Origin of the sequence: Microvirga aerilata, assembly GCF_016743775.1 — a bacterium.
GTDB classification, from domain to species: domain Bacteria; phylum Pseudomonadota; class Alphaproteobacteria; order Rhizobiales; family Beijerinckiaceae; genus Microvirga; species Microvirga aerilata.
This window is the reverse complement of record NZ_JAEQMY010000293.1, coordinates 1-1,236: the sequence shown is the minus strand read 5'-3', so window position 1 is coordinate 1,236 and position 1,236 is coordinate 1. Positions and strand designations below refer to the sequence as shown.

The window sequence follows — 1,236 nt, the reverse complement described above, 5'->3', positions numbered from 1 at the left end:
GCGTGCTCGGCCGCGTCAGAGTGGATCTGGTCGGTGTTCTCTTCCTCAATCAGGGTCTCCTGAATAAGCCCTTCGGCCTCAGAGAGGCCAAGCTGCTTGGCCCAAGCCAGCAAAGTGCCGTAGCGGGTGATCTCATAGTGCTCCACTGCCTGGGCAGCCGCGATCAGCCCGGCATCCAGAGCTTCGCCGCCACTGAACTCCTGCAGGATCTCCTGGCCTTCCTCGATGATGCCCTGAATGGCTTTGCACTCGACACCCTCCGACTTCTCGCCCAATAGCTGAAATACCTGCTCAAGGCGTTTCACCTGCCCCTCGGTCTCCTTCAGGTGGACGGCGAAGGCACCCTTGAGCTCCTCAGCCTGCGCGGCCTCCGCCAGCTGCGGCAGCGCTTTGAGGATAGCATTCTCGGCAAAGTACGTGTCCTTCAGGTGATGCAAAAAGAGTGCTTTCAGATACTTGTCGGCCATTCTCAGTCTCCTGTTGGCTTGGGCAGCGACCCAAGCAACCTCGGAAGTGGCTGAGCGTTCCGAAGCCGATAGCCAGCCTGAACAGAAGGATTACTTTTGGTGCACCGGAGCGGGCAACGCTCGTGACGGCCCTGCGTTACACCGAGCACCCAACGCGCAGGAGGCCCATGATGGCGTTCGACTACCGCTCCGAAATCAAGCGGCCCGTGTCCCTGGCGCTGGCTGGGGCTGCCATCCTGGGCTGGCTTCTGGCCCTCGGCATTGGGCTCTCTTCCTCTGACCAGCGTCAGGAGGCCCAAACCGAAATAACCCGCCTGCAGCAGGCCGAAGCCACCCAGCGACAGCAGCTTAATGAGCAGCAGCGCACAGGAGGAACTCTGGTAGACCTGCAGGCCAGGGTAGCTGGTGCGGAGCAGCAGTTGGTCCAGATCACACAGGCGCGCGAGCAGGCCCAGGCGCAGCTTACAACCCTGCAGCAAACGGCACAGACGTCTCAGCAGCAGCTTACCCAGACAGCTCAGTCTCGTGAACAGCTTCAAGCTCAGCTCGGGACCTTGCAGCAGTCGCTCCAGACAACCCAGCAACAGCTGGCCCAGGTCACTCAGGCGCGTGAGCAAGCTCAAGCGCAGCTCACCGCTACTCTGCAGGACCTACAGGCGCAACAACAGCAGCTGACGCAGCTCACCCAAGCTCGAACCGAGGTTCAGACCCAGACCTCCACTGCTCAACAAGCCCTGCAGACTAATGAGCAGCGAGCCGCTGAGCTGAA

General features: G+C 61.1%; 2 protein-coding genes. One reads left to right on the top strand and one right to left on the bottom strand.

Annotated elements, in window-relative coordinates; all coding sequences use genetic code 11:
- A partial coding sequence (locus JKG68_RS32430; protein ID WP_202066547.1) for a YciE/YciF ferroxidase family protein occupies nucleotides 1-467 on the bottom strand: 467 nt, incomplete at its 3' end.
- A 206-nt stretch (nucleotides 468-673) separates the two neighbouring features.
- Here JKG68_RS32430 and JKG68_RS32425 point away from each other — a divergent pair.
- Nucleotides 674-1,236, top strand: a 563-nt coding sequence (locus JKG68_RS32425; protein ID WP_210346528.1) for a hypothetical protein, incomplete at its 3' end; no start/stop codon positions are given.